Below are 7,214 nucleotides of genomic sequence, written 5' to 3' on the forward strand. Positions count from 1 at the left end.
AGTGCTCCTCTATTTCTTCTCGAAAATCCAATACTGCGAGGAAGTCGCATGGATTTCCGTCATCATGTCAAATGCACGGTTCACATAGTTCTTGGAGTCGTTATCATTGGGATCGTTTACCAGCACCTTCCCGTCCGCAGTCAGCCCCCGCAGGACAATAAAATGCCCCCCGGACGTGAATAATCCGGGACTCTGGGAGGAGATGACCGGACGGCCTTCTGATAACGCCTGCAGCACCGCATTGGCATCCGTGGTCTGGGTGACGCTTCCGCATCCGAAATGAGAAGCCGCCGCCTGGAAATAGGACCAGTAGGTGCCTTCCCCCGCCTTATAATAGGAATTGCCGCACCAGGCGACTGCATCCACCGGAGTAATGGTGCTGCCAGTCAGGTAGCTTGCTACCATGGCAAAGGCGGTAGGCCCGCAGCCGCAGTCCGCAATGGAGCCGGTGCCGTAAGGGATGTTTCCGTATTCCGTCTGGATGTAGAGGGGGATCTGCATCCCGTTCGCCGGGTAAGTGCCGCCGGTATTCAGTACCTGGTAATAGCGCAGGACATGATCCACGTACTCCTTGTCCCCGTAGATGGAATAGTTCCAGCCGGGCCGGGCGCACATCATGTCGGAGTAGGCAATGGCGTTTTCCTTTGTGTAGCCGCCGTCCCGTTCCATGGCCCAGTCGATGTAGGCGGAACCGTAATTGTATCCCTGGAGGGCCAGCTTGATCCGATCCAGGTCCGTCGGCCCGGTGCATCCGGCTTTTGTCAGCACATCCCGCAGTGCCTGGATCCCGCACTCAATGGAGTATTCCGGATCGGTGATCGTGCCGGGGCCTCTGGGAAACCGGGTATTATATCCGCTTTCCGATGCCTGCATGGGATCGCTTCCCCGTCCGCCGGATTCCTGCATCATGACGGCAAGGATCAGCTCCACGTAATCGCTCATCCCGTACCGGGCGGCAATCTCGGATACCAGTGGCCGGTAGGCAAGCACCTCATCACTTAAGTTGATCGCCATAGCCGTTCCGGAGGCAGCGCCAAAAAAGAGCGTCAGGTTACTGGCATAGTTTTCTGCCAGTTCCTTCTGCTCCTCGGTCAAGTGAAATACATGGTCAGCAAAATAGGCGTCCCCGGCAAAGAATACGGTATAGGTATAGCGGGTAAAGGTAACGGTTTCCGTCTGAGGCGCTTCCCCTTCTGCGGTTTCCGTCTCCACTTCCACAGAAACGGTTTCTTCCGCTACATCATAAGAAAAAAGCCCGTCCTTGTTTTCCCGGATCAGGCTTTGGAGTTTGTCAATATTGATATTTTCATAATCATCCTGGCTCGCACAGAACTGGGAGATTAAAAGATGGGCATTGACCGCTATGGTCGTCTCATAGGGATCTACGATCTGTACAGTGGAGCCCTCCGGAAGAGCGACAATGGCAGCGTTGATCTCTTCTAAAAGATCCGCATGGCTTTCTTCCAGGACTTCAACAATCGCCTGCCTGGCGTTCTGGATATTTTCATTGATCAGGGCATTGCTGTTTAAAGCCCCGGTGTTTTCTGTCAGGGATCCGAAGATCAGCCCTGGCAGCATCAGGATGAATAGCACGGGAAGCAGTAAAAACCCCAGGATAACGGCTCCGGCTTTCAATAGGGTATGCCGGTTTGCGATGGCAGCACTGATGGCTGCTGTAAAGGGACCGGCTGCCGCACCCGCCACGGTCTTGGACAGATGGGCGGCGGTCTTCATAGCATGTAAGTGGGAGGCTGCACTGGTGCCTACATCGACAGCTTCCCCAAGGCCGGAGCTTTGCTCCGCCATTTACATCCGGTCCTTTCGCTGGGGTGCCGGCGGCAGCTTCTGGACAATGGATTCGTTGTAGGCGACTTTTCCATTGCCAGCGTCATACGGTGTTTTCTCCACCGTATCCTGCGCATACTGCTTATACCAGGCAGCGCCGTCCACAGATTGGACCGTCTCAAAGCTGCCATGGGTAGGCGCCGCATATTGGTCAGCGCTGTAGAGGGCAAATTCCCGGCTGCCGGCATCCGTTTTTTCCACGCCGGTCATCCGTCCGCCGCCGATTTCCATGTTCGAGTAGGTGGCAGCATCCGGAGCAGAGGTGTCGATTCCCATGTAGGAGGCATAGGCTTTTGCCGCATCCTCCCCTTTGATAGAGCCGACCTGCCCGTAATTGCCCTGGGCGATATTGCTGATCACGTGATTGGCAAAGTCTCCGCCTTTCTTGAGCGAGGACTGATAGAGCATATTCCCGACGCTGGGCCCTTCCGAATAGTGGGTAGCAGCATTGACGGCTTCCCGCTGTACCTGGCGTCCCACTGCACCGGCAAGCCCTCCGGAGAGAAAGCTGCCGCCAACGGCTGCGCTTCCGGGAGAGGATGCCCTGCGGTATCCGCCGCCACCACCATGCCCATGGAAGGCTCCGGCAAGGCCCCGGCCTGCAATGAGCAGCTCCGCCATCATGTTCCCGCCGGTGTTTCCTACATTAATCCCCAGGGATGCCATAAAGCTGTCGATCTTCTGGGAAACCTTGAGGAAAGCAATGGCACAGAGGAACCAGATGAACACATTTCCGGTCACGGCTTCCTTTCCCTGTTCTGCTACGGCTTCCTCCACCTGGGCTTCTGTCAGCTCTGCCGCAAAGACCGGCATGGAGCAGAACAAAACCAGGCAGGAAACCAGTACCAGGGCAGTGAGGATTGGTTTTTTGTATTTCATGGACTCCTCCTTTCATCAGAGTGATAACGGGTTTGCGAGGAAGGTGCCGACCATGCTGGTAAACAGCCGCAGGCACCAGGCGTTCATCAGTAGCAGGAAGAACTGTCCGCCCAGCATCCGGCACCAGGATTTGAAGATGTTCCCGGTGGACTGGGAGGCACCTGTGGCAAAGGCAACCGGCGCCGTGTAGACCAGCACTCCCAAAAGGATGTAGCGTTCCGCTGCCTCAAAGAGCAGCTTGATGTAATTCCACGCCAAAATCAAAACTAAAATCAGGGCGATAATCGCCACGGCTCCATTGGCGCATACACCCAGGATGACGGTGATGACTGAATTGAAGCTGGCAAAATCCAGGGAGGGAAGCTCCTCCGTTAAGATCCAGTCATAAGGCGTCCCGGCGATGCCAAGGAGCAGGTTCACGATGTCTTCCGCATAAAAGGCCAGGAAGATAAAAATAAAAGAACGGATGGAAAGTTTCAGGGGATCCTCCGCTTCGATTCCGGCACCCATGAAGTAGTTCTTGAAAAGCTGCCACACCCAGTTTAAGAGGATGAGGCCAAGAGCCAGTGCCAGAAACACATCGTACATGGTTTCAGCTGCAGGAAAATAGCGCAGGAACGTGTCCATGGAGCAGCCGAGGGCGCCCAGGACTGAAGTGGTGATCAGATCCAGGATGTTCATGACCTGTTCTGCGATCCATTCCACGATTCCGTCCAGTATTCCCATGTGGTTTCCTCCTTTCCGGGCTTATCCGCTGTATGTGCCTCCGGCAAAGAACGGGGTAATGTATGCCATAATAAAACCAAGGCCGTTCAGAATCGCCCAGGTAATGATGATCCGCTTCAGCCAGGCACGGCTCTCATCCACGGTCTTGCCGGATTTCGAGAAATTCATCAAAAGCAGCGCCACGGATGCGGTCACTACGGCGGCAATGGTGGATATGAGGACGATCTGGTTATAAACATCCTTCATGATCTCATTGGCCTTGTCCCACATATTGGAAGCAAGCACCGGCTGGACATTCGCTGCGATAAGCGTAAAGAGCAGGAAGGCTGCGTAGAGGTATTTCCCGTAGCAGACCGTCCGCTTTTTCTCCGGTGAAGAGTTTGCAGGTAACTGTTTCATGTATGACCTCCTTCATTGATCTTGAAAAAACGGACGGGATTGCTTTTCCCGCCCGTGCTTATAATTTCCTGCCTCAAAAAGCAAAAGCAGCCCGGTCAATGCGGACTACTTCTGCAAAGCCATATGAAGTTGTTGAAGGGAAACCTCCTTTCCCTGCACGAAAAAACGCAGCCAATCCGGGCGGGAGGCTGCCGCCTTTGGATGCGCTGCGTTTTTACTGCATATAATTTTGACAGTACCTATTGTAACACGGGGAAATTTACGGCACAATCGCAAAACCGTGCCAGTTTCGTGCGAAACCGGGAAGAATGTGTGCCACGTTCAGAACGAAGAGAAAGTGAAAATGTTTGGGGAGATAAATTATTCCGAACCTGGGAGATGGACATCCCGAAAGAAGGTGTTATAGTCCACCTGAAAGATCTGGGACAGACCAGCAAGGACCGAGATGCGGATGCTGTAGGTACCGCCTTCGATCTGAGAGTAGATGCTCCGGGTGATGTCGAGATCCATAAGCTGCAGTTTGGAAACCACCTGGTCCTGCGTCAGTTTCCGCTCCATACGGAGGGAGCGGATGGTTTCGCCAATCTGAATATTCTGTTTCAGTTTTTGTTCCATGAAAGAAGCCTCCTTTTTCGTGTTTCCGGGAGTATGCCGAAACCGATCTCGTGAATTTGCAATGTATTCATTGCAAAACCGCAGGGGCTTAGGCCCTGCGGTCAGTTCTGTTTCTCTACCAGGGAGGCTTTGGAGAGCAGCTCCTGGATCGTTTCGATGGTTTTGTTATCCAGGGAGCTGACATATTGGATGAGGTTTAAGGCAGCCGGTGACATCCTGTAATCATGCGCCTGGCATAAAAGCCAGCGATCCATAGACAGGCTGAAGGTTTTGGAAAGGACCATGGCAACTTCCAGAGATGGAAGTTGTTGTCCACGTTCAATCTTGGTATAGTATGAATAGGAAATGCCTGCTTTTTCTGCAGCATATTCCTGGGTGTATCCGAGCTGGAGCCGTCGTTCCTTCAGGATCCTGCCGATCCGCCTGATTTCAGATTGTTCCATGTTCTTTACACCCCCTTTCCATGTTTGCCTTTATGGTAAGACATAAATAGTGTCTGAACCACACACTATTTATGCTCATAACAGACACAAATAATGCTTGTTACAGACATAAATAAAGCGGGAGGAAGGACGATGCAGAAGGGAAAGTATTACCGGATGAGGAAAGAACTGGTATGGGGAGCGGGCATCCTGGCTGCCCTGCTTCTTATTTTCACAGTTTTTGGGAAAATGAAAGATACAGCAGATGCGCCGCAACAGGAGGAGTTCACTCCTATGGAGTTTAAAGAACTGCCAGCAGTCCAGTCGGAATTGTCGGATCCGGAGGGCTGTTATCTTTGCGGTACGGCACAGGAAAGCCTGATGGGATATTTCCGGCAGTTTGATGATCTGGGGATCATCAGCGTAAACCAGTGGTATGTGCTGGATTTCGGCATCCTGCCTTATGAGGAGGACGGAGCAGATACCAGTGGCACCAGGACTGCCATGACAGGCACAGGGGAAGGCGGAGACTTCTTTTCCAGCACACAGACACCCTCCCGTGGGATTTCCACGGTGGAAATCAGCTATGGGGAAGATAGCATCCTGAATGTGGAGAAGGCAAAAAACATTCTTTGCCAGGGATGCCTGGATAAGCTGCTCGCTGTCATGGAAACCTACGGACCAGAAGGGGAGGATCCAGAGCCCAGGGATCTCTGCCTGGTGGATTTTCAGACACTGGAGCTGTATTCCCTGCAGGAGCAGTATGCCAGCTACTACATCAGGGATTATTATGTACGGCTGGATCAGACGGAAGACGGGATGGAGGTGGAGGCGGTCTATGCGCCAGTGCGGGATTGACGGGAAATTCCATGGAAAATCAGGCAGGCTGCCACTATGCTATCCGGACCGCATATGGTATGATGAAAGTATTCTAAGGGAAGGGAGCGGGATGTGATGCAGGAGCAGGAATGTACGCTGGATCTGAATACAATCGAGGCGGCAGTCGCCGGGGAGAAATGGGCGCTGGAGAAGGTGCTGGCATATTATGCGGATTATATTGAAGAACTGGCGACAGTAGAAGTCGAACAGCCAGATGGAAGCGTGAAAAAGGTTGTGGATGAGGATTTAAAACAGCAGATCGGGATGAAGCTGCTGGAAGAGATCCCGAAGTTTCCGCTGGAGGAAGCGAAGAAACAGGCGGCGGAGGAATGAGAAGGAAATTGGAATTTGTGGTGATGAGGAAATGACAGAAGAAACTAAATTAAAAATAATGAATGAACTGCAACAGCATGGATATGCCATAAACAATATCAATGATTTGTTTAATATATCTCATAAAGATAGAAAACTTATTCCTTATTTGTTAGAATTGCTCGACTACTTATCTGATGAAAGAGATAAAGAATTTGTTGTACGTTGTTTAGGGGTAAAGGGATTTACAGAAGCAATACCGAAGTTGTTAACAGAGTTTAAAAGTGCAAAGAATAATTATTACCGTTGGGCGATTGCAAATTCAATCAATATTATACACAGTATGACAATAGAAAAAGAGCTGATCGAGTTGTCATCAAGCAAAAAATATGGTACTGGACGGCAAATGTTAGTGCTTTCTTTGGGAGAATATAAGTCGGATTTATCATTAAACTGTTTGGTCAGTCTCTTAAATGACGAAGAAGTAAGAGGTCACGCTTTACAGGCATTAGGAAAATGCGGAAATCCTGAAGTATTATCATATATTGAAATGTACTGTAATTCTGAGAATAATTGGATAAAGAAGGTAGCAATCAATGCAGCTAAAAAAATCAAAAGAAAATATCTATAAAGCCTAAATTGTAGTGCAGATAATTGGAAGTGTGAGAGGTGCTCTTTGAAATATTGAAAGGCAATTGCGATGGATAATTTTTTAAAGCTGAGCAATTCCACAATAGATACATACAATTATATGAGCATATTGTGGTAGTGACGCTCATAGATGGAACCACTATCGAAGGTCTATACAATGATGATTTTTATGAAGACGAGGCGATATTAATAAGTCATATAAACAGTTCAAATGTAGCAATAGTTAAGATAGATGATATACAGAAAATGGAATTGTCTCCTTTGGACTAAATAGCAAAGCTTTGTGATAATAAGTTATTGTGAACTATAACTTATTCAATAAATCTAAAACTGTAATTTGGAAGGAGTAATTTTATGACAAAAAAATCGAGGGCGTAAAATTTTCTGTGTCTATGGGAAAAATTCTTCTTTGATAAGAAACGGATATGTATAATTGCCTTGTCGGAACTTCTGCTTTTTGGCTGTCGAATTACTTATCTGTTTATA

Annotated in this window: 9 protein-coding genes; 3 read left to right on the forward strand and 6 right to left on the reverse strand. The window is 49.8% G+C overall.

Annotated features, from left to right (window positions below; all coding sequences use genetic code 11):
- Nucleotides 1-9 precede the first annotated feature (9 nt).
- From B5G33_RS03370 to B5G33_RS03400, 6 genes are all read right to left on the reverse strand, one after another.
- Nucleotides 10-1,806, reverse strand: a complete 1,797-nt coding sequence (locus tag B5G33_RS03370; RefSeq protein ID WP_087416741.1) for a lysozyme family protein — start codon at nt 1,804-1,806, stop codon at nt 10-12.
- Nucleotides 1,807-2,724, reverse strand: a complete 918-nt coding sequence (locus B5G33_RS03375) for a hypothetical protein (RefSeq protein WP_087162271.1) — start codon at nt 2,722-2,724, stop codon at nt 1,807-1,809.
- 15 nt (nt 2,725-2,739) lie between these two features.
- Nucleotides 2,740-3,450, reverse strand: a complete 711-nt coding sequence (locus tag B5G33_RS03380) for a conjugal transfer protein TrbL family protein (protein WP_087317538.1) — start codon at nt 3,448-3,450, stop codon at nt 2,740-2,742.
- A gap of 21 nt (nt 3,451-3,471) precedes the next feature.
- Nucleotides 3,472-3,849, reverse strand: coding sequence for a hypothetical protein (locus B5G33_RS03385; RefSeq protein WP_015574505.1), 378 nt, complete (start codon nt 3,847-3,849; stop codon nt 3,472-3,474).
- Between the two features lie 360 nt (nt 3,850-4,209).
- Nucleotides 4,210-4,464, reverse strand: coding sequence for a helix-turn-helix domain-containing protein (locus B5G33_RS03395; protein WP_087416743.1), 255 nt, complete (start codon nt 4,462-4,464; stop codon nt 4,210-4,212).
- A gap of 101 nt (nt 4,465-4,565) precedes the next feature.
- Nucleotides 4,566-4,907, reverse strand: a complete 342-nt coding sequence (locus tag B5G33_RS03400; RefSeq protein ID WP_087202377.1) for a helix-turn-helix domain-containing protein — start codon at nt 4,905-4,907, stop codon at nt 4,566-4,568.
- 132 nt (nt 4,908-5,039) lie between these two features.
- On the opposite strand from B5G33_RS03400, the gene B5G33_RS03405 reads away from it, so the two are divergent.
- The 3 genes from B5G33_RS03405 to B5G33_RS03415 all read left to right on the forward strand — a co-directional run bounded on the left by B5G33_RS03405 (nt 5,040) and on the right by B5G33_RS03415 (nt 6,708).
- Complete coding sequence (locus B5G33_RS03405) at nt 5,040-5,744, forward strand: hypothetical protein (protein ID WP_242974480.1); 705 nt, start codon at nt 5,040-5,042, stop codon at nt 5,742-5,744.
- Nucleotides 5,745-5,840: 96 nt separating this feature from the next.
- The gene (locus tag B5G33_RS03410) at nt 5,841-6,098 is read left to right on the forward strand and encodes a helix-turn-helix domain-containing protein (protein ID WP_087416744.1); all 258 of its coding nucleotides are present in this window, start codon (nt 5,841-5,843) and stop codon (nt 6,096-6,098) included.
- 31 nt (nt 6,099-6,129) lie between these two features.
- The gene (locus B5G33_RS03415; protein ID WP_087416745.1) at nt 6,130-6,708 is read left to right on the forward strand and encodes a HEAT repeat domain-containing protein; all 579 of its coding nucleotides are present in this window, start codon (nt 6,130-6,132) and stop codon (nt 6,706-6,708) included.
- The last annotated feature ends 506 nt before the right edge of the window (nt 6,709-7,214 follow it).

This window comes from Blautia sp. An81 (assembly GCF_002161285.1).
GTDB classification, from domain to species: Bacteria; Bacillota; Clostridia; order Lachnospirales; family Lachnospiraceae; genus Blautia; species Blautia ornithocaccae.